This is a genomic window from Streptomyces sp. NPDC030143 (genome assembly GCF_055573695.1).
Map to the genome: position 1 here is coordinate 133901 of NZ_JBVIAY010000016.1, position 21561 is coordinate 155461.

A 21561-nucleotide genomic window follows, 5' to 3' on the forward strand; every position below is an offset into this window, starting at 1 on the left:
AGAAGAGAACAGGAGCCACCGGGTGACGAGTACGGACGTGCGCAAGGATGCAGAGGACTCGGGACCCAGCGGCTACGCGGCGGCCCGGCTGCGCCTCCTCACCGAGGAGGCGCGGTCCGGGCCGCCGCGCCGTGCGGCCCTCTCCGAACTGACCGACGACTGGCTGGCGGGCCTGTTCACCGCCGGCGCGGAGGACCTGCGCGGAGTGTCCCTGGTCGCCGTCGGCGGCTACGGCCGCGGCGAGCTCTCCCCGCGCAGCGACCTCGACCTCCTCCTGCTGCACGACGGCAGCGACCCCAAGGCCGTCGCCGCCCTGGCCGACCGCCTCTGGTACCCGGTCTGGGACCTCGGCCTCGCCCTGGACCACTCCGTGCGCACCCCGGCGGAGGCCCGCAGAACCGCCGGAGAGGACCTCAAGGTCCAGCTCGGCCTCCTCGACGCCCGTCACCTCGCGGGTGACCTCGGCCTGACCGCGGGACTGCGCACGTCGGTCCTCGCCGACTGGCGCAACCAGGCCCCCAGGCGGCTGCCCGAACTCCAGGAACTCTGCGCCGAGCGCGCCGAACGCCAGGGCGAACTGCAGTACCTGCTGGAACCGGACCTGAAGGAGGCGCGGGGCGGGCTCAGGGACGCCACCGCACTGCGCGCCGTCGCCGCGTCCTGGCTCGCCGACGCCCCGCGCGAGGGCCTCGACGACGCCCGCCGCCGTCTCCTCGACGTCCGCGACGCCCTCCACCTGGCGACCGGCCGCGCCACCGACCGGCTCGCCCTCCAGGAACAGGACCAGGTCGCCGCCGAGCTGGGCCTGCTGGACGCCGACACCCTCCTGCGGCAGGTCTACGAGGCCGCCCGGGTCATCGCGTACGCCAGCGACGTCACCTGGCGCGAAGTGGGGCGCGTGCTCCGGTCACGCGCCGTGCGGCCGCGACTGCGCGCCATGCTCGGGGGAGGCAAACCGGTCGCCGAGCGTTCCCCGCTGGCCGAGGGGGTCGTGGAACAGGACGGCGAAGTGGTGCTCGCCCGCGCCGCACGCCCCGAACGCGACCCCGTGCTCCCTCTGCGCGCCGCGGCCGCCGCCGCCCAGGCGGGCCTCCCGCTCTCCCTGCACGCGGTACGGCGCCTCGCCGCCACCGTGCGCCCCCTGCCCACACCCTGGCCCGCCGAGGCCCGCGAACAGCTCGTGACGCTGCTCGGCTCCGGCCGCCCCACCGTCGAGGTCTGGGAGGCGCTGGAGGCGGAGGGACTGATCACCCGACTGCTGCCCGACTGGGAGCGGGTGCGCTGCCGGCCGCAGCGCAACGCCGTGCACGTCTGGACCGTCGACCGGCACCTCATCGAGACCGCCGTGCGCGCCTCCGCGTTCACCCGCCGCGTCAGCCGGCCCGACCTGCTCCTGGTCGCCGCACTCCTGCACGACATCGGCAAGGGCTGGCCCGGCGACCACTCCGTGGCCGGCGAGATCATCGCCAAGGACGTCGCCGCCCGCATCGGCTTCGACCGCGACGACGTGACGGTGCTCTCCACCCTCGTACGTCACCACCTGCTGCTGGTGGAGACCGCCACCCGGCGTGACCTCGAGGACCCGGCCACCGTCCGCTCGGTCGCCGAGGCGGTCGGCTCGCAGGGCACGCTGGAGCTGCTGCACGCCCTCACCGAGGCGGACGCCCTGGCCACCGGCCCGGCCGCCTGGTCCACCTGGCGCGGCTCGCTCGTCGCCGACCTCGTCCAGCGGGTGTCGTCGGTGCTCGCCGGGGACGTCCCCGAGGAGCCGGAGGCCGCCGCGCCCACCGCCGAGCAGGAGCGGCTCGCCCTGGAGGCGGCCGCGACCGGCAGCCCGGTGCTGGCGCTGCGGGCCCAGACCGAGCCGCCGTCGGCCGAGGAGCCGTCCGGCGACCCGGAACCGCTCGGCGTGGAGCTGCTGATCGCCGTACCGGACCAGACGGGCGTGCTGCCGGCCGTGGCCGGTGTGCTCGCCATGCACCGGCTGACCGTCCGCACGGCGGAGCTGCGGGCCCTGGACCTGCCCGCCGGAGTCGACGGCTCCGTCCTGCTGCTGGACTGGCGGGTCGCCGCCGAGTACGGCTCCCTGCCCCAGGCCGCCCGGCTCCGCGCCGACCTGGTGCGCGCCCTCGACGGCTCCCTGGACATCGCCGGCAGGCTCGCCGAGCGCGACGCGGCCTATCCCAGGCGGCGCGGTGTCGTCGCGCCGCCGCCCCGGGTGACGGTGGCCTCGGCGGCCTCCCGGCACGCCACCGTCATCGAGGTCCGCGCCCAGGACGCACCGGGGCTGCTGTTCCGGATCGGTCAGGCCCTGGAGGACGCGGGCGTGCGCGTGCGGAGCATGCACGTGAGCACGCTGGGCGCCAACGCCGTCGACGCCTTCTACGTCACCGGAGTGCGGGGCGTGCCGCTGCCCGGGGACGAGGCGGTGGCGGTGGCGCGCAAGCTGGAGGAGACCCTGCGGGGGTGACCCCGGATCGCCCCCGCCCGCCGAATACAGCAGGCGGGGGCGATTGCCTTGCACGGCCGGATACCCTGGAAGACGCTCACACCGACTCCGACCCCGAGGACCGACGCCGCCGTGTTCGATACTCTCTCCGATCGCCTTTCAGCGACCTTCAAGAATCTGCGCGGCAAGGGGCGTCTGAGCGAGGCGGACATCGACGCCACCGCGCGCGAGATCCGCATCGCCCTCCTCGAGGCGGACGTCGCCCTGCCGGTCGTGCGGTCCTTCATCAAGAACGTCAAGGAGCGCGCCCTCGGCGCCGAGGTCTCCCGGGCACTGAACCCGGCCCAGCAGGTACTCAAGATCGTCAACGACGAGCTGGTCACGATCCTCGGCGGCGAGACCCGCCGTCTGCGCTTCGCCAAGCAGCCGCCGACCGTGATCATGCTGGCCGGTCTGCAGGGTGCCGGTAAGACGACCCTCGCCGGCAAGCTCGGCCGCTGGCTGAAGGAGCAGGGCCACTCCCCGCTGCTCGTCGCCTGTGACCTCCAGCGGCCCAACGCCGTCAACCAGCTGAGCGTCGTCGCCGAGCGCGCGGGCGTCGCGGTCTACGCGCCCCAGCCGGGCAACGGCGTCGGTGATCCGGTGCAGGTCGCCAAGGACTCCCTCGAGTTCGCGAAGGCCAAGGTCCACGACATCGTGATCGTGGACACCGCCGGCCGCCTCGGTATCGACCAGGAACTGATGCAGCAGGCCGCGGACATCCGCGACGCCGTCTCGCCCGACGAGATCCTCTTCGTCGTCGACGCGATGATCGGCCAGGACGCCGTCAACACCGCCGAGGCCTTCCGCGACGGCGTCGGCTTCGACGGCGTGGTGCTCTCCAAGCTCGACGGCGACGCCCGCGGTGGTGCCGCCCTGTCGATCCGGCAGATCACCGGCAAGCCGATCATGTTCGCCTCGAACGGCGAGAAGCTCGACGACTTCGACGCCTTCCACCCGGACCGGATGGCCTCCCGCATCCTCGACATGGGTGACCTGCTCACCCTGATCGAGCAGGCGGAGAAGACGTTCAGCCAGGAAGAGGCCGAGAAGATGGCCTCCAAGCTGGCGTCCAAGAAGGGCCAGGACTTCACCCTGGACGACTTCCTGGCCCAGATGGAGCAGGTCAGGAAGATGGGCAGCATCTCCAAGCTGCTCGGGATGCTGCCGGGCATGGGGCAGATCAAGGACCAGATCAACAACCTCGACGAGCGGGACGTCGACCGCACCGCCGCGATCATCAAGTCGATGACCCCGGCCGAGCGCCAGGACCCGACGATCATCAACGGCTCCCGCCGCGCCCGTATCGCCAAGGGTTCCGGTGTCGAGGTCAGCGCGGTGAAGGGCCTGGTCGAGCGGTTCTTCGAGGCGCGCAAGATGATGTCCCGCATGGCCCAGGGCGGCGGCATGCCCGGGATGCCGGGGATGCCGGGCATGGGGGGCGGCCCCGGCCGCACCAAGAAGCAGCCGAAGAAGGCCAAGGGCAAGCAGCGCTCCGGCAACCCGATGAAGCGCAAGCAGCAGGAGCAGGAGGAGGCCGCCCGCCGCGCGGCCGCCGCCCAGGGCGGTGCCTTCGGCCTGCCGGGCCAGCAGGCCGGCCAGGACTTCGAGCTGCCGGACGAGTTCAAGAAGTTCATGGGCTGACCGCGCCGAGCCGCACGACACCGAGGGCGCCCTCCTCCGGGAGGGCGCCCTCGGCGCGTACCGGTACGTGCTCGAGCAGGGGTCCGGGTACGGCTGCCGGGTGCGACGGGGCCCGATGAGTACGGATTCGGCCAATCCCTTGCCGAGGGGCCGCCCCGCCGTCGCCCTGGGCACCCGCGCGGCGCCGGTCGGCCCCTCGGCGCAGGGCGGCGCCGTCTGCGCTGGGCGACCATGCCGGAGCAGGAGGACGCCGTCGGCGACGGGCGGCGTCCGGTCCGCCCGTGCGGCGTCCGGTCCGTCCGTGCGTGCCCGGTCCGTCCGTGCTGTGCCCGGTCCGTCCGTGCTGTGCCCGGTCCGCCCGTGCGGCGCCTAGACAGTCCGTGCGACGAGGTACCGGAACACGTTCGGCATCCACACCGTGCCGTCCTTGCGGCGGTAGGGGTGCAGCGCCTCGGTCATCTCCTTGTCCACCTGTTCCTGGTCGGTCGCGGCCACCGCCGCGTCGAACAGGCCGGTGGACAGCAGGCCCCTGAGGGCGCTGTCCACGCCCGCGTACCCGAACGGGCAGGCCACGCGCCCCGATCCGTCCGGGCGCAGCCCGGCCCGTTCGGCGACCTGCTCCAGGTCGTCGCGCAGGGCGGGACGCCAACGGCCCGCTCCCCGCATCGGATCCGCCAGCTTGGTGGCGACCCGCAGCACCGTCGACGTCGCGCAGCGCTCCGGCGGGCCCCAGCCGACCAGCACCACGGGCGTGCCGCGTGCCGCGAGCGGTGTGGCCGCCGCGAGCTGTTCGACCAACCCCTCCGCGTCGCCCGCGAGACAGCCCACCGGCTCGAACGCGGTCACCAGGGTGTACGCGGGAGTCCCCGCGTCGGCCGCCTCCCCGGGCGGGCCGTCCACGAGCCGGACACGCACGCGCGCGTGCCTGTCCGGCTCCTCCGTCGGGTGGAGTCGCTGCCGTGCCAGGGCCAGCCGTTCGGGGGAGGAGCTCTCGACACCGGTGAGCGCGGCGCCTCTGGAGGCCGCCATGAGCAGAGCGAGACCGGAGCCGCAGCCGAGGCCCAACAGCCGTGTGCCCGGGCCCACTTCCAGTCGCTCGTAGACGGCCTCGTAGAGCGGGACCAGCATCCGTTCCTGGATCTCGGACCAGTCACGCGCGCGTGCACCCAGATCCGCGCGGGGTGCCGGCCCCGCGTGAGGCAGGTGTTGCCGCACGAGCGTAGGTGTCATGGAAAAGTGCCCCCATCCGTGGACAGTTGCCGCCGTAGCCGATCAGGTGGCCCCCGTTCAGTGCACTCGCACTCCCCCCGTATGTCAGGTAACTCCCCACTCGACCCCGCGTCCAGGGGTTGCGGAGCCCTGCTTGCGGACGGCCCGCGTGTGTGGCGAGATTTCACATGGCGGCAACCTGGACCCGTACCATCGCGCCATGGCAAAGGCACCCGTTCTCACGCCGCGGACCGACGACTTCCCGCGCTGGTACCAGGATCTGATCGCCAAGGCCGAGCTGGCCGACAACGGGCCGGTGCGCGGCACCATGGTGATCCGACCGTACGGGTACGGACTGTGGGAGCGGATGCAGGCGGAGATGGACGCCCGCATCAAGGAGACCGGCACCCAGAACGCGTACTTCCCCCTCCTGATCCCGCAGTCGTACCTCACCCGGGAGGCCGACCACGTCGAGGGGTTCGCGCCGGAGCTCGCGGTCGTCACGCACGGCGGCGGCAAGGAGCTGGAGGAACCGGCGGTTGTGCGGCCCACCTCCGAGACCATCGTCAACGAGTACTTCTCCAAGTGGGTGCAGAGCTACCGCGACCTGCCCCTGCTGATCAACCAGTGGGCCAACGTGGTCCGTTGGGAACTGCGGCCCCGGCTCTTCCTGCGCACCTCGGAGTTCCTGTGGCAGGAGGGCCACACCGCGCACGCCACCCAGGAGGAGGCCCGCGACTTCGCCGCGCACATCCAGCGGAACGTCTACGGGGACTTCCTGGAGAACGTCCTCGCGATCGACTTCGTCGCCGGCCGCAAGACGGTCAGGGAACGCTTCGCGGGCGCCATCAACACCCTCACCTGCGAAAGCATGATGGGCGACGGCAAGGCCCTGCAGATGGTCACCAGCCACGAGCTCGGCCAGAACTTCGCCAAGGCCTTCGGCACCCGCTACCTCTCCAAGGACGGCACGCAGGAACACGTCTGGCAGACCTCCTGGGGCTCGACGACCCGCATGATCGGCGCGCTGGTGATGACGCACGGGGACGACGACGGGCTGCGCGTCCCGCCGCGGCTCGCGCAGATCCAGGCCGTCGTCCTCGCGATCAAGGGCGACGAGACGGTTCTGGCCAAGGTCCGCGAGGTCGGCGACCGGCTGAAGGCGGCCGGGATCCGCGTTCACGTCGACGACCGCACCGACATCCCCTTCGGGCGGCGCGCGGTCGACTGGGAGCTCAAGGGCGTGCCCGTCCGTATCGAGATCGGCCCGCGCGACCTGGAGAACGGCACCGCGATGCTGGCGCGCCGCATCCCCGGGGGCAAGGAGCCGGTGTCCCTCGACGCCCTGGCCGGCCTGCTGCCCACGGCCCTCGAGGAGGACCAGGCGCTGCTGCTGCGGCAGTCGCGCGAGCGCCGCGAGTCCCGCACGGCCGACGTGTCCACCCTCGAGGAGGCCGTCGAGGCGGTGACCGCCGGCGGCTGGGCGCGCATCCCCTGGGCGACGCTCGGCGAGGAGGGCGAGGCCGGGCTGGCCGAGCACGCGGTGACCGTACGGTGTCTGGTCGCCGAGGACGGGTCGGTGCCGGACGACGGGGACGCTCCCGGTAACGTCGCGGTCGTGGCACGCGCTTACTGAGACGGAGCCCTCCGCCGCGAGAGCGGCCGAAACGCCCCTTGTGCATCCCTCGCACATCCGTACCCCGGCGCGCGGACAGGGTCTACGCGCCGGGCCGTACGGCGAACTACGCACCAGCTTGGTAGGAGCTGTGAGGCTTCTCCGCAGATCAGCGCACCCGCCCTCGTCAGGACGCATGAGTCGCAACTGACGGGTACGTGCAAATTATTTGGGATGCCCCGGAATAGGAACACAGTGGCACCCCCGCTCGTTGTCATTACGTGAGCACGACACAGACACCACCTGTTCTCGCCGCAGAGCTGGCACAGGCGTGGGCCGACATTCAGCGGTACCACCCCGAGCTGCCGGACCTTGCCGCGCCAGAATCCCTGATCGGGGAGTCGTCGTCCGCCTGCGGTCACGAGCTCTCCTTCGAGCGACTGCTTCACGAGGCAGTCCACGGGATCGCCGCCGCGCGCGGCGTCCGCGACACCTCCCGCGCCGGCCGCTACCACAACCGCAGATTCCTCGCGATCGCCGAGGAGCTGGGCCTGGACCACCCCGAGGAACCGCACCCCAGCAGCGGCTTCTCGCTGGTCACGCTCAACCCCGAGGCGAAGCGCCGCTACCGTCCGACCATCGAGCGCCTCCAGCGGGCCCTGAAGGCCCACACGGCGGCCACCTCCTCCGACACCACCCGCGCCTTCCGCGGCCCGGCCGCCCGTCACGGATCCTCCGGCGGCGGCGTCCGCGTCAAGGCCGTCTGCGACTGCGGCCGCAACGTCCGGGTGGTCCCCTCCGTCCTGGCCCAGGCACCGATCGTGTGCGGCGGCTGCGGCAAGCCGTTCCGCATCCCGGACATCATGGGCGCGGCGTAACCGCCGAGCGCCGGGCACCGGCATCTCGTGGCTGCCGGTACGGCGTACGAACGTTGCGGGGAGCCGCTGTCCCGCCCGACTGCGGGCAGTCGTGCCGCTGGGGCACGGGCGGGCGCGGCGGCACCTCGTGGCGCGGCAGCGCGCTCAGGACCTCCCGGCTCGTCCACGCCGGACCGCGTCGGGACCGGACAGGTCGGGCAGGACGGCCCGGCGGCCGGTGCAGCCCGCGACGGCGTGCCGGGCGGGGCCGGCGCATCCGACGTGTCCCTCCACGCCGGATGCCTCCCGGGCATGCCCGACAAGCCCTCGGCTCAGGACGACCCACCGGGTGTGGCACAATGGCTAGCTGTACTCGACAGTCGCACAGGACCCCTCTCTCCTCCGGCTGACGCGTCCATCGGGCACTCGGGTACCGCAACCCCACGCGGCCTTCTCGCCGTGCCCAACCACGTCAAATCCAGGAGAACCCACTCCCGTGGCAGTCAAGATCAAGCTGAAGCGTCTGGGCAAGATCCGTTCGCCTCACTACCGCATCGTCATCGCCGACTCCCGCACCCGTCGTGACGGCCGTGCGATCGAGGAGATCGGCAAGTACCACCCGACCTACAACCCGTCGGTCATCGAGGTGGACGCCGACCGCGTGGCGTACTGGCTCGGCGTCGGCGCCCAGCCGACCGAGCCCGTGCTCGCCATCCTGAAGAAGACCGGCGACTGGCAGAAGTTCAAGGGCGAGCCCGCCCCGGCTCCGCTGCTGGTTGCCGAGCCGAAGAAGGCCCGCCCGTCGTTCGAGGCCCTGGGCGGCGACGACGAGGGCAAGGGTGAGGCGATCACCCAGAAGAAGAAGGCTGAGAAGAAGGACGAGGCCGCGGCTGAGTCCGAGTCGACCGAGGCCTGAGCAGCATGCTCGAAGAGGCGCTTGAGCACCTCGTGAAGGGCATCGTCGACAACCCTGACGATGTGCAGGTCGCCTCGCGCGACCTGCGCCGTGGGCGTGTGCTCGAGGTCCGGGTCCACCCGGACGACCTCGGCAAGGTGATCGGCCGCAACGGTCGCACCGCACGCGCCCTGCGCACCGTCGTGGGCGCCATCGGCGGCCGCGGTGTCCGCGTCGACCTCGTCGACGTGGACCACGTCCGCTGACGCATTCGCAGCACCGGCTCGGGCCGGGGAGGGCCACTGGGCCGTCCCCGGCCCGAGGTCGTTACGACAGGAGATCTTCGAAAGTGCAGCTCGTAGTCGCACGGATCGGTCGCGCCCACGGCGTCAAGGGCGAGGTCACCGTCGAGGTACGGACCGACGAGCCGGAGCTCAGGCTCGCCCCGGGCGCCGTCCTGGCCACCGACCCCGCCTCCACCGGACCGCTCACCATCGAGACCGGCCGCGTCCACAGCGGCCGCCTCCTCCTGCGCTTCGAGGGCGTCGCCGACCGCAACGCGGCCGAGGCCCTGCGCAACACCCTCCTGATCGCCGAGGTCGACCCCGAGGAACTCCCCGAGGACGAGGACGAGTACTACGACCACCAGCTCGTCGACCTGGACGTGGTGACGAAGGACGGTGTGGAGGTCGGCCGGATCACCGAGATCTCCCACCTGCCCTCCCAGGACCTGTTCATCGTCGAGCGGCCGGACGGCAGCGAGGTGATGATCCCCTTCGTCGAGGAGATCGTCACCGAGATCGACCTCCAGGAGCAGCGGGCGGTCATCGACCCGCCGCCGGGACTGATCGACGACCGCGCCGAGATCGCCTCCCCCGGAGACAAGTCCTGATGCGCCTCGACGTCGTCACGATCTTCCCCGAGTACCTCGACCCGTTGAACGTCTCCCTCGTCGGCAAGGCACGCGCGCGCGGGCAGCTGGACGTGCGGGTGCACGACCTGCGGGAGTGGACCTACGACCGCCACAACACGGTCGACGACACGCCCTACGGCGGCGGGCCCGGCATGGTCATGAAGACGGAGCCATGGGGCGACGCCCTCGACTCCGTCCTCGCCGACGGCTACGAGAGCGGCGCGCACGCCCCCGCGCTCGTCGTCCCGACCCCCAGCGGGCGGCCCTTCACCCAGGAGCTCGCCGTCGAGCTCTCCGAACGTCCCTGGCTGATCTTCACGCCGGCCCGCTACGAGGGCATCGACCGGCGCGTCGTCGACGAGTACGCCACCCGCATCCCCGTCTACGAGGTCTCCATCGGCGACTACGTCCTCGCCGGCGGGGAGGCGGCCGTCCTCGTCGTCACCGAGGCCGTCGCCCGGCTGCTGCCCGGTGTGCTCGGCAACGCCGAGTCCCACCGCGACGACTCCTTCGCCCCCGGCGCCATGGCCGCCCTGCTGGAAGGCCCCGTCTACACCAAACCGCCCGCCTGGCGCGGCCGGGAGATCCCCGAGGTGCTGCTCAGCGGCCACCACGGGAAGATCGCCCGCTGGCGCCGCGACGAGGCCCTGAGGCGTACGACGGCCAACCGGCCCGACCTGATCGAGCGCGCCGACCCCAAGGCCTTCGACAAGAAGGACCGCGAGATGCTCTCCATCCTCGGCTGGGCGCCCGATCCCGAGGGCCGGCCCCACGGCCGATTTTGGCGCAGGACCGACGACGTGGAAGAATAGGCCGCTGTTGTGCGCCGTCCGGCGTGCGCCCCTGCCACAGGGGGACACGACGCCCGCCCCGACCCGCACGACTCCCCTCCAGAACTCCTAGTTTCCGTTGATGACCTGTGGCATCAGCGAGGAAAGCAGACGAAATGTCTCACCTGCTCGACTCCGTCGACGCCGCGTCGCTGCGCAGCGACGTCCCGGCCTTCCGCCCGGGTGACACCGTCAACGTCCACGTCCGCGTCATCGAGGGCAACCGCTCCCGTGTGCAGCAGTTCAAGGGCGTAGTCATCCGCCGCCAGGGTGCCGGTGTCCGCGAGACCTTCACGGTCCGCAAGGTCTCCTTCTCCGTCGGCGTCGAGCGCACCTTCCCGGTGCACACCCCGATCGTGGAGAAGATCGAGCTCGTCACCCGCGGTGACGTGCGTCGCGCCAAGCTGTACTACCTGCGCGAGCTGCGCGGCAAGGCCGCGAAGATCAAGGAGAAGCGCGACAACTGAGCGCGCTCGGGAGTTCCCGGCGGGGCCGGATAGCATCTGGCCCCGATGGACACCGAAGCTCAGCCGACGGAGCGCGACCGCTCCTCCCGCCCTTCCGCCTCCGGAGCGATTCCGGACGCCGGAGGACCGGGGGACCGGTCGCGTTTCGCGTTGGTGGCGCGGGTCACGGACCGGCTGCCCGGTGGCCGTATCAGTCTGACCCTGCTGATCTGCCTGCTGTTTCTGCCCGTCCTCAACGCTTTCGTGGTCAAACCGTTCCAGATTCCCAGCGGATCCATGGAGAACGGATTGAGGATCGGCGACCGCGTACTCGTAAATAGGTTGGCGTACCGTTTCGGAGCCGGGCCGCAGCGCGGGGACGTGGTTGTGTTCGACGGCACTGGGTATTTCGGGGACGCCGACTACATCAAGCGCGTTGTGGGTGTAGGCGGAGACCACGTGGTCTGCTGCGACAAGGAGGGGAGGATCCAGGTGAACGGCCGGCCGGTCGACGAGTCGACCTTCCTGTATCCGGGCGACAGCCCGTCCACCGTGCCCTTCGACGTGGCGGTGCCCGAGGGCACCCTGTTCCTCCTCGGCGACCACCGCAGTGCCTCCCGCGACTCCCGTGACCACCTGGGCTCACCGGGCGGCGGCATGATTCCCGTGGACCGGGTGATCGGCCGCGCCGACTGGGTCGTGTGGCCGTTCGCGCACCTCACCCGTCTGCACCGCCCGAGCGCCTACGCGCGCGTGCCGGACGCGTCCCCCGCCCGGGCGGCGGGCGCCCCCGGGAGCCCGTCCCCGTCCGCGGCGGGCGTCGGCGTGGGCCTTCTCGGGTCGCCGGCCGGTGCCGGGGGGAACCTTCCCGGGGCCCCGGCGGGTGTGGGCGCGAACCGTCCCGGGTCCCCGGCGGGCGCCCATGGGTAACCGCGGCAAGCCACGCGGCGTCCCCAGCAGTCCCGCGGACAACCTCCTGCCCACCGGCGCCCGGCGCACCTCCAGCCTGGGCGGCGGGCGCACGCGCGCGGAGCGGCGCAAGCTCCAGCGCAAGGTCAAGCGCAAACGCCGGCGCAGCGCGGTCCGGGAGATCCCGCTCCTCGTCGGTGTCGCCGTCCTCATAGCCCTGGTCCTGAAGACCTTCCTGGTGCAGGCCTTCGTGATCCCGTCCGGCTCCATGGAGCAGACGATCCAGATCGGCGACCGCGTCCTCGTCGACAAGTTCACCCCGTGGTTCGGCTCCAAGCCCGCCCGCGGGGACGTCGTCGTCTTCAAGGACCCCGGCGGCTGGCTCCAGGACGAGCAGACGACCGCCAAGAAGGACGACCCCGTCGTCATCAAGCAGATCAAGGAAGGGCTCACCTTCATCGGTCTGCTGCCGTCGGACAACGAGAAGGACCTCATCAAGCGGGTCGTCGGCGTCGGCGGCGACCGGGTGCAGTGCTGTGACACGCAGGGGAGGGTCACCGTCAACGGCGTTCCCCTGAACGAGGGGGACTACCTGTACCCGGGCAACGCCCCCTCCAGCACGCCGTTCGACATCACCGTCCCCCAGGGGCGGCTCTGGGTCATGGGCGACCACCGCGACAACTCCGCGGACTCCCGCGCCCACCAGGACACCGACTACGGCGGCACGGTCTCCGAGGGCGAGGTGGTCGGACGGGCCATGGTCATCGCCTGGCCGCTGGGCCACTGGAACCGCCTCCAGGAGCCGCCGACCTTCTCTTCCGTGACCGACTCGGTCATCGGGACGACCGCGTCGTCCAAGCTGTCGCATAGGGTTGCTCCCGACGATCCGAACGGAACGATCCGACTCCCGAGCCCTGCGGAACTCCCGCTCGTTATGGGAGTGGTGGGCCTGCGCCGTACGTGGGGCAGGCAGCGGCACAGAGTAAGGAGTTGGCGTGGGGGATGTGGCGGTTGGCGCACGGTCCGGGCACGACGGCGAGGAGCACCGCGGACGTCCCGTGGAAGCGGCCGACCCGGCTGTGGACGGCGTCGTGACCGACGGGAATGACGACCCGCCGGCCGGGGACGGCGGCCCGGGCGACGGGCAGCAGCCCCCCGGGGACGGGCACGGCCCGGGCGGCGGCCCGGCCCCCAGGCCGAAGAAGCCGCGCTCCTTCTGGAAGGAGCTGCCGATACTGATCGGCATCGCGCTCGTCCTCGCGCTGCTCATCAAGACGTTCCTGGTGCAGGCGTTCTCGATCCCGTCCGACTCGATGCAGAACACCCTCCAGGAGGGTGACCGCGTCCTCGTCGACAAACTGACGCCGTGGTTCGGCTCCGAGCCCGAACGCGGCGAGGTGGTCGTCTTCCACGACCCCGACAACTGGCTGGCCGGCGAGCCCACGCTCGATCCGAACGCCCTGCAGACCTTCCTCAGCTGGATCGGCCTCATGCCGTCGGCGGAGGAGAAGGACCTGATCAAGCGGGTGGTCGGCGTCGGCGGCGACACCGTCACCTGCAAGGGCACCGGCCCGCTGACGGTCAACGGCAAGGCGCTCAACGAGCCGTACGTGTACCCGGGCAACACCCCGTGCAGCCAGGACGACCAGGGCGGCCAGTTCTCGGTGAAGATCCCCAAGGGCTTCATCTGGGTCATGGGCGACCACCGTCAGAACTCACGGGACTCCCGCTACAACCAGAGCGACAAGAACCACGGCATGGTCCCCGTCGACCAGGTCGTCGGCCGCGCCATCGTCAAGGCCTGGCCGATCAACCGCTGGGGCACCCTGCCCGTTCCGGACACCTTCGACCAGGACGGCCTGAACACCCGGTCGGCCGCCGCCACCGCACTGACCGTCGCCCCGGAGGGCCTCGCCCTCGCCGGTGTCGTCCCGGTCGCCCTGTGGCGTCGTCGGCGGGCGCGGGCGGACGAGACCCGCTGATCCCGGCCCGAGCTCACGGCCGGCCGCGGCGAAACCCTTGGGCAAACCCTTTCCCAAGGATGCCGTCCCCGCGCGCGGGGAAGGGCTGACCCGGCTCGGTACCGCCGGGTAGGGTGCGGATCCATGGGTGGCGAGAGCACGACACGTACGGCCCCGCACAGCGGTGGCGGCACCAGCAGTGGCCCGGTGGGCAGCCGGACCGGACAGGTTCTGTCCGGTGTGGCCGTCGCGCTGGGCCTCGTGCTGTTCCTCGGCGGCTTCGGCTGGGCAGCGCTCGTCTACCGGCCGTACACCGTGCCCACCAGTTCCATGAGCCCGACGATCAAGGCGGGTGAGCGGGTGCTGGCCCAGGTCGTGGACGGCGACGAGGTGCGCCGCGGGGACGTGGTCGTCTTCACCGACAAGACCTGGGCGGACAACGCGCCCGTGGTCAAGCGGGTCGTCGCGGTCGGCGGGGACACGGTCTCCTGCTGCACCGAGGGCCGGCTGACCGTCAACGGCAAGCAGATCGAGGAACCGTATCTGCCCCCGGGCAGCCTCGCCGAGATCAAGAACTTCCCCACCGTGAAGGTCCCCGAGGGCCGGCTCTTCCTGCTCGGCGACGAGCGTCAGGGCTCCCTGGACTCCACCGCCCACCTCACGGACGCCGCCAGCGGAACGGTGGCGCGCAGCGCCGTCTCGGCCCGCGTCGACGCCGTCGTGTGGCCCATGGAGGGTCTGCTGGAGCGGCCCACCGGCTTCGAGGCGCTCGGCGCGCTCTCCCAGCCGGGTCCGCTGCGCACGATCGTCTGGCTGATCGTCGCCGGCGCGGTGCTCGTCCTGGGCGGCGGCGCCTACGGCCCGGTCGCCCAGCGCGCCGCCCGCCGGCGCGGCGTCGGCAGCGCGGAGCCCGCCGGTGTCCGCTGAGCCGGCCGAGGCGGCCGCCGACACCTACCGGGGCGGACTGCGCAGGGTCTCCCGGGTCGTCCTGCTCGACCCCGAGGACCGCATCCTGCTGCTGCACGGCCACGAGCCGGACGATCCGGCCGACGACTGGTGGTTCACCCCCGGCGGCGGCGTCGAGGGCGACGAGACCCGTGAACAGGCCGCTCTGCGGGAACTCGCCGAGGAGACCGGGATCACCGACGTCGACCTCGGGCCGGTGGTGTGGCGGCGTAGGTGCTCGTTCCCGTTCGCGGGCCGCCGCTGGGACCAGGACGAGTGGTACTACCTGGCCCGTACGACGGTGACGGCGACCCGCGCGACGGCCCTGACCGAGCTGGAGCGCCGCAGTGTCGCCGGAGCACGCTGGTGGACGTGTGGGGAACTGGCCCGGGCGCATGAGACGGTGTACCCGACCAGACTCGCCGAGCTGCTGCGCACGCTGCTCGACGAAGGTGCCCCGGCCCGCCCCGTCACCCTTGACACGGAAATTGTCTAGCGGCTCACGGAACTGGCGCACAATGGGGGGATCGCACGGCTGAAGGGGAACATGCCATGAGCGCCGAGGACCTCGAGAAGTACGAGACCGAGATGGAGCTGAAGCTCTACCGGGAGTACCGCGATGTCGTCGGGCTGTTCAAATACGTGATCGAGACCGAGCGGCGCTTCTACCTGACCAACGACTACGAGATGCAGGTGCACTCGGTCCAGGGCGAGGTGTTCTTCGAGGTGTCGATGGCGGACGCCTGGGTGTGGGACATGTACCGGCCGGCCCGGTTCGTGAAGCAGGTGCGCGTGCTGACGTTCAAGGACGTGAACATCGAGGAGCTGAACAAGAGCGACCTGGAGCTTCCAGGCGGGTGAGGCCGCACCCGTGTGGGTGACGGGGTTGTCCACAGCCGCCGGGTTCTCCACCAAGATCAACACCGTGGAGCCGGATGCGTGACGGTTGGCGCCGGAGGTGGTGCCGACATGAACGCACGCAGTGCACTCGGCAGGTACGGCGAGGCGCTGGCCGCTCGAAGGCTGGCGGAGACCGGAATGACGGTCCTGGAACGCAACTGGCGCTGCGGCAGGACCGGAGAGATCGACATCGTCGCGCGGCACGGCGACACCCTGGTGGTCTGCGAGGTGAAGACCCGCCGGGGCGGCGGTTTCGAACATCCCATGGCCGCGGTCACACCCCAGAAGGCGGAGCGGCTGCGGGGACTGGCCGAGTGCTGGATCCAGGCCCACGGAGGCGCGCCACCGGGCGGAGTGCGCATCGACCTGGTCGGCGTCGTCCTGCCCCGGCGTGGCGCACCCGTCGTCGAGCACGTGCCGGGGGTGGCGTGAGATGGGGTTCGCCCGTACGTGCTCGGTGACGCTGGTGGGCGTCGAAGGGGTCGTGGTCGAGGTCCAGGCCGACCTGGAGCCAGGTGTCGCGGCCTTCACCCTCGTCGGGCTCCCCGACAAGAGCCTGACCGAGAGCCGGGACCGGGTCCGCGCCGCGGTGGTGAACTCGGGCGGCGAGTGGCCGCAGAAGAAACTCACGGTCGGTCTGAGCCCGGCCTCCGTGCCCAAGGCCGGTTCGGGGTTCGACCTGGCCGTCGCCTGCGCGGTGCTCGGCGCGTCGGAGCGGATCGACCCGCGCGTGCTCGCCGACATCGTGATGATCGGGGAACTGGGCCTCGACGGCCGGGTGCGCCCGGTCCGGGGGATCCTGCCCGCGGTGCTGGCCGCGGCCGACGCCGGGTACGAGCAGGTGGTGGTGCCGGAGTGCGCCGCCGCCGAGGCCTCGCTGGTCCCGGGCGTTTCCGTGCTCGGCGTGCGCAGTCTGCGCCAGCTCATCGCCGTCCTGGCCGACGAACCCGTGCCGCAGGAGGAGCCGGACGACCTCGGCCGACCGGATCCGCTCCTCGCCGGCCTGCGGATGCCGGGCACCGGTGCGGCCCCCGGCATGCACGGCATCGGCGCCGCCCGGCACGACCAGGGGCACGACCTGGCGGACGTCGTGGGCCAGCGTTCCGCGCGGACGGCGGTGGAGGTGTCCGCGGCGGGCGGGCACCACCTGTTCCTGGAAGGGCCGCCGGGCGCCGGCAAGACCATGCTCGCCGAGCGGCTGCCGGCCGTCCTGCCCCGGCTGTGCCGCGAGGAGTCGCTGGAGGTCACGGCCGTGCACTCGGTCGCCGGGCTGCTGCCCCCGGGCAAGCCGCTGATCGACGTCCCGCCGTACTGCGCCCCGCACCATTCGGCGACCATGCAGTCGCTGGTCGGGGGCGGACCGGGCGTCGCGCGGCCCGGAGCGGTTTCGTTGGCCCACCGGGGGGTGCTGTTCCTGGACGAGACCCCCGAGTTCAGCAGTCACACCCTGGACGCCCTGCGGCAGCCGCTGGAGGCGGGGCACGTGGTGATCGCGCGCAGCGCCGGCGTGGTGCGGTTCCCGGCGCGGTTCCTGATGGTCCTGGCGGCCAACCCCTGCCCCTGCGGCCGCTTCTCGCAGCGGGACTCCCTGTGCGAGTGCCCGCCCTCGGCGATCCGCCGCTACCAGGCCAGGCTCTCCGGGCCCCTGCTCGACCGGGTCGACCTGCGCGTGGAGGTGGATCCCGTGGGCCGGGCCGAACTCGCCCACCGCGGCCCCGGCGGCGAGTCGACGGCGACGGTCGCCGAGCGGGTGCGGGCGGCGCGGGAGCGGGCCGCGGCCCGGCTGGCGGGCACGCCCTGGCGGACCAACAGCGAAGTGCCGGGCCGGGAGCTGCGCAGCCGCTGGCATCCCGTGAGCGGGGCGATGGACGAGGCCGAACGCAACCTCGAGCGGGGGGTGCTCACCGCGCGAGGGCTGGACCGCGTCCTGCGCGTCGCCTGGACCGTCGCCGACCTCCTCGGCCACGACCGGCCCGACGCCACGGACGTCGCCCTGGCGCTGCAACTGCGCACGGGGGTGCCGCGCGGGGTGCCCATGGCGCTCGGGGCGCTGACGTGAGCCCTGACGCCGCGGACACCTGCGGTGCCGGCGCACCGGGCGAGGAGCGGCTCGCCCGGGTCTTCCTCACCCGGGTCGTCGAGCCCGGTGACGAGGTCGCCGGCGGGTGGCTGCGGGAGGTCGGGGCGCCGGAGGTGGCGCGGCGGGTGCGCGGCGAGGGGGCGCCGCTGCCCGGGGTGAGCGCCCGCCGCTGGTCGGGGCTGCTGGCGCGGGCCGGGCAGGCCGAGCCGGAGCGGGACCTGGCCGACGCCGGAGCGGCCGGGGTGCGGTTCGTGTGTCCGGGGGACACCGAGTGGCCCGGCCCGCTGGACGACCTCGGCGACGGCAGACCGGTGGGCCTGTGGGTCCGGGGCCGCCCCAGCCTGCGGATGTGGTCGCTGCGGTCGGTCGCGGTGGTCGGCGCCCGCGCCTGCACGGAGTACGGCGCGCACATGGCGGCCGAGCTCGCCGCCGGCCTCGCCGAACGCGGCTGGGTGGTGGTCTCCGGCGGTGCCTACGGCGTCGACGGCGCCGCCCACCGCGGTGCCCTCGGCGCGGGCGGCGCCACCGTCGCCGTCCTCGCCTGCGGGGTGGACCGGCCCTATCCGCGCGGACACACCGCACTGATCAACAGGATCGCGGAACAGGGACTGGTCGTCGGGGAGCTGCCGCCGGGGGACCATCCGACGCAGAGCCGGTTCGTCCTGCGCAACCGGGTGATCGCCGCACTCACCCGGGGCACGGTCGTCGTCGAGGCGGCGTACCGCAGCGGCTCGCTGGTCACCGCCCGGGCGGCGCAGCGGCTCGGCCGGCACACGATGGGGGTGCCCGGTCCGGCCACCAGCGGTCTCTCCGCCGGGGTGCACGAGCTGCTGCGCGGGGAGGCCGCCCTGGTCACCGACGCCGCGGAGGTCGTCGAGCTGGTCGGCGACATGGGGGAGCTGGCCCCGGAGCGGCGCGGGCCGGTGCTGCCGCGGGACCTGCTGGCACCGGGCGCCCGGCGCGTCCTGGCCGCACTGCCGGGCCGCGGGCCGGCGGCGGCCGGGGAGATCGCCCGCGAGGCGGGTACCACCCAGGACGACGCGATCGCGAGGCTGTACGAACTCAGGGCACTCGGTTACGTCGAACGACACGGCGACAACTGGAAGTTGACACGCCAGGCGATGCTCTCCGTGCGAGGGGGCGAGGCTCGTGTTGACCGAGACCGTTCGGCCGTCCGGGGGAATGCGGACGGCCTTGGAAATGACCGTAGTTGACGCGCCACGGCGGTCACCCTGGGCGACTGCCGTGGCCCGGGGGGCGTCGAGCGGAACGTATCTGCGCACAGGTCCGGTCACGCCCTTCGCACACCGCGACAGTCCAGTCACGCTACGCTCACGAGGATTCCGGCACAGACCGGCCATCGCGTACCACCCGACCCCAGACCGACAGCTCTCCCCACGCACCTCCACGTCACGTACTTCACGGCAGAACGGCACAAGGCGACGAATGCCCCAGCACACCTCCGGGTCCGACCGGGCGGCGATCCCCCCAGCCGCCCGCGACGGTGGCAGCGTGCGGCCGCCCGCTCCCTCGACGCTCGACGAGCTGTGGCGGTCGTACAAGGCGACGGGGGACGAGCGACTGCGGGAGCAGCTGATCCTGCACTACTCGCCGCTGGTGAAGTACGTGGCGGGGCGGGTGAGCGTGGGTCTGCCGCCGAACGTGGAGCAGGCCGACTTCGTGTCGTCCGGGGTCTTCGGGCTGATCGACGCGATCGAGAAGTTCGACATCGACCGGGAGATCAAGTTCGAGACGTACGCGATCACCCGGATCAGGGGCGCGATGATCGACGAGCTGCGGGCGCTGGACTGGATTCCGCGCTCGGTGCGACAGAAGGCCCGCAACGTGGAGCGGGCCTACGCGACACTCGAGGCGCGGCTGCGGCGGACGCCGACGGAGGGGGAGGTCGCCGCCGAGCTGGGCATCGGGGTGGACGAGCTGCACGCGGTGTTCAGCCAACTGTCGCTGGCCAACGTGGTGGCGCTGGAGGAGCTGCTGCACGTCGGGGGGGAGGGCGGCGACGGGCTCAGCGTCATGGACACGCTGGAGGACACCGCCGCCGACAACCCCGTGGAGGTGGCCGAGGACCGGGAGCTGCGGCGGTTCCTGGCGCGGGCGATCAACACGCTGCCCGACCGGGAGAAGACGGTCGTGACGCTCTACTACTACGAGGGGCTGACGCTGGCCGAGATCGGGAACGTACTGGGTGTGACCGAGAGCCGGGTCAGTCAGATCCACACCAAGTCCGTGCTGCAACTGCGCGCGAAGCTGGCGAGCTTCGGTCGTTGACCTGGCCGTATGAGGGACGTGCGCGCGGTTGCACTTCCCCGGCGGTACCGCGTCCGTAAAGTGGTCGGTGTGCCAAGGATTCGAGCGGCCTCCGTGGCCGAGCATCGGTCGATGCAGCGAGCCGCCCTGCTGGACGCGGCCCGCTCGTTGCTGTCCGACGGCGGGACGGAAGCGTTGACCTTCCCCGCCCTCGCCGAGCGGACGGGGCTCGCGCGCTCCTCCGTCTACGAGTACTTCCGGTCCCGCGCGGCCGTGGTCGAGGAGCTGTGCGAGGTCGACTTCCCCCTGTGGGCGGCGGAGGTCGAGGCGGCGATGGCCGCGGCGGAGGGCCCGGAGGCCAAGGTCGAGGCGTACGTCCGGCAGCAGCTGGCGCTGGTGGGGGACCGGCGGCACCGGGCCGTCGTGGCGATCTCGGCGAGCGAGCTGGACGCGGGGGCGCGCGAGAAGATCCGCGCCGCGCACGGCGGGCTCGTGGCGATGATCGTCGAGGCGCTGGGGGAGACGGGGCACGCGGAGCCGCGCCTGGCGGCGATGCTGGTGCAGGGTGTGGTGGACGCGGCGGTCCGCAGGATCGAACTCGGCGCGGAGGAACCGGCCGGGGTCACGGAGGCCGCGGTGGGGATGGTGCTGCGGGGGGTGCGGGGGTAGGGAGCCCCGCCCGTGTGGGCTCAGACCCATGACGCACAGGCCTGGGGTCTGGGGCCTGCGGACGCACAGCTCGGGGCTTGAGGCGCAGAGCCTCCGGGACGCACCGCCCGTGGCCCGGCGTGCAGGGTCTTGATCCATGCCGCTCCCTCCGGGACACGCCGCCTGCGGCCGTGGCTCAGGGGCTCCGGGAGGCGCCGCCCGCGGCTCGGTGCTCGGGGCTTGGTCCGCGGCGCACCGCATGTGGCCAGGTGCTCGGGGGCCTCGTCCCGTGACGTGCCGCCGCCCGTGGCCCGGCGTTCAGGGGAGCGGGACTCCCAGGACCGGCAGCAGTCTCGACGGCCCCCTTCGTACCAGCCAGGGCGGCAGTAGCAGGAGGGGATTCAGGTAGGAGTCGCCTCTGCGCAGGCCCCAGTGGAGGCAGCTCGTCGGGCAGTGGGGGACCGGCGTCGGTTCCAGGTCGGCGATCGGCCGGCCCGCGGTGACCTCGTCCCCCTTCCGCAGCAGCGGCCGTACCGGCTCGTAGGTGGTGCGCAGGGGCGGGGCGCCCGTCCCCGCCAGTTCCACCGTGATCACGCCCCTGCCCGCCACCCGGCCGGCGAAGGACACCCGGCCCGCCGCCACCGCCCGCACCGGGGTGCCGGGCGCGGCCGCCAGGTCCACTCCGCGGTGACCGCGGCCGTAGGGCGTCACCGGAGGATTCCACGCCCGTACCACCGCCGGCCGGCTCCCCGGCGGGCCCACCGGCCACGAACGGGCGACCGCCGGGACCGGTGCCGACGGCGGGACCGGGGGCGCGGGCGCGCCGGACGCCGAGGCCGCCGTCGTGGCCGCGAGGGTCAGCAGCAGGGCCGCGTATCGCTTCACGTGCATGGGAGAAGCCTGCCGACGGCGCCCCGCTCCGGCCCGCACCTGTGGACGAACCGGGTGTTGTG

At 72.5% G+C, this 21561-nt stretch carries 22 protein-coding genes; 20 read left to right on the top strand and 2 right to left on the bottom strand.

The window, feature by feature from the left end; translation table 11 throughout:
* Positions 1-22 precede the first annotated feature (22 nt).
* On the top strand, positions 23-2470 hold the full coding sequence (locus ACZ4YY_RS25800) for a [protein-PII] uridylyltransferase (protein ID WP_468294640.1): 2448 nt from the start codon (positions 23-25) through the stop codon (positions 2468-2470).
* A 111-nt stretch (positions 2471-2581) separates the two neighbouring features.
* On the top strand, positions 2582-4132 hold the full coding sequence (ffh, locus tag ACZ4YY_RS25805) for a signal recognition particle protein (protein WP_468294643.1): 1551 nt from the start codon (positions 2582-2584) through the stop codon (positions 4130-4132).
* Positions 4133-4501: 369 nt separating this feature from the next.
* Here ffh and ACZ4YY_RS25810 read toward each other — a convergent pair whose 3' ends face one another.
* Positions 4502-5362, bottom strand: a complete 861-nt coding sequence (locus tag ACZ4YY_RS25810; protein WP_468294646.1) for an SAM-dependent methyltransferase — start codon at positions 5360-5362, stop codon at positions 4502-4504.
* A 199-nt stretch (positions 5363-5561) separates the two neighbouring features.
* On the opposite strand from ACZ4YY_RS25810, the gene proS reads away from it, so the two are divergent.
* From proS to ACZ4YY_RS25900, 18 genes are all read left to right on the top strand, one after another.
* Positions 5562-6977, top strand: coding sequence for a proline--tRNA ligase (gene proS / locus ACZ4YY_RS25815; protein ID WP_468294649.1), 1416 nt, complete (start codon positions 5562-5564; stop codon positions 6975-6977).
* Positions 6978-7237: 260 nt separating this feature from the next.
* Complete coding sequence (locus tag ACZ4YY_RS25820) at positions 7238-7834, top strand: hypothetical protein (protein WP_468294652.1); 597 nt, start codon at positions 7238-7240, stop codon at positions 7832-7834.
* A gap of 475 nt (positions 7835-8309) precedes the next feature.
* Positions 8310-8729 carry a 30S ribosomal protein S16 gene (gene rpsP / locus ACZ4YY_RS25825; RefSeq protein ID WP_468294655.1) on the top strand — a complete coding sequence of 140 codons (420 nt, stop codon included), beginning with the start codon at positions 8310-8312 and terminating at the stop codon, positions 8727-8729.
* A gap of 5 nt (positions 8730-8734) precedes the next feature.
* Positions 8735-8974 carry an RNA-binding protein gene (locus ACZ4YY_RS25830; protein WP_005479813.1) on the top strand — a complete coding sequence of 80 codons (240 nt, stop codon included), beginning with the start codon at positions 8735-8737 and terminating at the stop codon, positions 8972-8974.
* A gap of 83 nt (positions 8975-9057) precedes the next feature.
* Positions 9058-9600 (top strand): ribosome maturation factor RimM, encoded by a 543-nt coding sequence (gene rimM, locus ACZ4YY_RS25835; protein ID WP_468294658.1) that lies wholly within the window; start codon positions 9058-9060, stop codon positions 9598-9600.
* The gene (gene trmD / locus ACZ4YY_RS25840; RefSeq protein ID WP_468294661.1) at positions 9600-10433 is read left to right on the top strand and encodes a tRNA (guanosine(37)-N1)-methyltransferase TrmD; all 834 of its coding nucleotides are present in this window, start codon (positions 9600-9602) and stop codon (positions 10431-10433) included. Before rimM ends, trmD begins: the two co-directional genes overlap by 1 nt.
* 134 nt (positions 10434-10567) lie before the next feature.
* A complete protein-coding gene (rplS, locus tag ACZ4YY_RS25845) occupies positions 10568-10918 on the top strand; it encodes a 50S ribosomal protein L19 (protein ID WP_020128707.1) in 351 nt (116 codons plus the stop codon).
* Between the two features lie 45 nt (positions 10919-10963).
* On the top strand, positions 10964-11827 hold the full coding sequence (gene lepB, locus ACZ4YY_RS25850) for a signal peptidase I (RefSeq protein WP_468294664.1): 864 nt from the start codon (positions 10964-10966) through the stop codon (positions 11825-11827).
* Positions 11820-12914, top strand: coding sequence for a signal peptidase I (gene lepB, locus ACZ4YY_RS25855; RefSeq protein WP_468294667.1), 1095 nt, complete (start codon positions 11820-11822; stop codon positions 12912-12914). The genes lepB (ACZ4YY_RS25850) and lepB (ACZ4YY_RS25855) overlap by 8 nt, the downstream gene beginning before the upstream one ends.
* Positions 12802-13788: a signal peptidase I gene (gene lepB / locus ACZ4YY_RS25860; RefSeq protein ID WP_468294670.1), complete on the top strand. Its 987-nt coding sequence runs from the start codon at positions 12802-12804 to the stop codon at positions 13786-13788. The genes lepB (ACZ4YY_RS25855) and lepB (ACZ4YY_RS25860) overlap by 113 nt, the downstream gene beginning before the upstream one ends.
* Positions 13789-13911: 123 nt before the next feature.
* Positions 13912-14694: a signal peptidase I gene (gene lepB / locus ACZ4YY_RS25865; RefSeq protein ID WP_468294673.1), complete on the top strand. Its 783-nt coding sequence runs from the start codon at positions 13912-13914 to the stop codon at positions 14692-14694.
* A complete protein-coding gene (locus tag ACZ4YY_RS25870; protein WP_468294676.1) occupies positions 14684-15208 on the top strand; it encodes an NUDIX hydrolase in 525 nt (174 codons plus the stop codon). Before lepB (ACZ4YY_RS25865) ends, ACZ4YY_RS25870 begins: the two co-directional genes overlap by 11 nt.
* A 56-nt stretch (positions 15209-15264) precedes the next feature.
* Positions 15265-15573 (top strand): DUF2469 domain-containing protein, encoded by a 309-nt coding sequence (locus ACZ4YY_RS25875; protein WP_003965949.1) that lies wholly within the window; start codon positions 15265-15267, stop codon positions 15571-15573.
* 108 nt (positions 15574-15681) lie between these two features.
* Positions 15682-16044 (top strand): YraN family protein, encoded by a 363-nt coding sequence (locus ACZ4YY_RS25880; protein ID WP_468294679.1) that lies wholly within the window; start codon positions 15682-15684, stop codon positions 16042-16044.
* 1 nt (position 16045) lies between these two features.
* Complete coding sequence (locus ACZ4YY_RS25885) at positions 16046-17671, top strand: YifB family Mg chelatase-like AAA ATPase (RefSeq protein ID WP_468294682.1); 1626 nt, start codon at positions 16046-16048, stop codon at positions 17669-17671.
* Positions 17668-18906 carry a DNA-processing protein DprA gene (gene dprA / locus ACZ4YY_RS25890; protein WP_468294685.1) on the top strand — a complete coding sequence of 413 codons (1239 nt, stop codon included), beginning with the start codon at positions 17668-17670 and terminating at the stop codon, positions 18904-18906. The genes ACZ4YY_RS25885 and dprA overlap by 4 nt, the downstream gene beginning before the upstream one ends.
* Positions 18907-19138: 232 nt before the next feature.
* Positions 19139-19981, top strand: a complete 843-nt coding sequence (whiG, locus tag ACZ4YY_RS25895) for an RNA polymerase sigma factor WhiG (protein ID WP_468294688.1) — start codon at positions 19139-19141, stop codon at positions 19979-19981.
* Positions 19982-20074: 93 nt separating this feature from the next.
* The gene (locus tag ACZ4YY_RS25900; protein ID WP_468294691.1) at positions 20075-20629 is read left to right on the top strand and encodes a TetR/AcrR family transcriptional regulator; all 555 of its coding nucleotides are present in this window, start codon (positions 20075-20077) and stop codon (positions 20627-20629) included.
* Positions 20630-20926: 297 nt separating this feature from the next.
* Here the strand turns inward: ACZ4YY_RS25900 and ACZ4YY_RS25905 are convergent, their stop codons facing one another.
* A complete protein-coding gene (locus tag ACZ4YY_RS25905) occupies positions 20927-21499 on the bottom strand; it encodes a peptidoglycan DD-metalloendopeptidase family protein (protein WP_468294694.1) in 573 nt (190 codons plus the stop codon).
* Positions 21500-21561 lie beyond the last annotated feature (62 nt).